General features: G+C 49.6%; 1 protein-coding gene. It reads left to right on the top strand.

What is annotated here, in order from left to right; genetic code table 11:
* Positions 1–476: ISL3 family transposase (locus tag L691_RS0117060; RefSeq protein WP_025691640.1), on the top strand; the 476-nt coding region annotated here is incomplete at both ends.

Genomic DNA, 476 nt, shown 5'->3' with positions numbered 1-476 from the left:
TACATTACGCTATTTCTGGACGCCGAAGCCAAAACAGTGCTGTTTGCGACCGAAGGCAAGGGAATGGATACGCTGGGACGATTCAAGGAATTACTGGCCACCAAAGGCGCCAGTGCCGATCAGATTAAGGAAGTATGCTGTGACATGTCCCCGGCGTTTATTCGGGGGATTGAAGATTACTTTCCCCAGGCCGCAATCACCTTTGATAAATTTCACGTGATGAAGCTGGTGAATGAAGCGGTGGATGATGTCCGAATCGCCGAACAAAAGCAAACGCCGGAGTTGAAGCACACCAAATATATTTGGCTAAAGAATGAATCCAACTTAAAGGCGGAACAGAAGGAAACGCTGACACGGCTGAAAGACAGCAATTTGCAAACGGGCCGTGCGTACCGCTTAAAACTGGCCATGCAAGATTTCTGGAGCGTGCCGCATATCTTTGCAGATGTGTATCTCCGGGAGTGGATCGGTTGGGC

The organism is Paenibacillus zanthoxyli JH29, assembly GCF_000520715.1.
Classification (GTDB): domain Bacteria; phylum Bacillota; class Bacilli; order Paenibacillales; family Paenibacillaceae; genus Paenibacillus_AQ; species Paenibacillus_AQ zanthoxyli.
The sequence above is the reverse complement of the archived record's forward strand: the minus strand, read 5'-3'. Positions and strand labels throughout refer to the sequence as shown.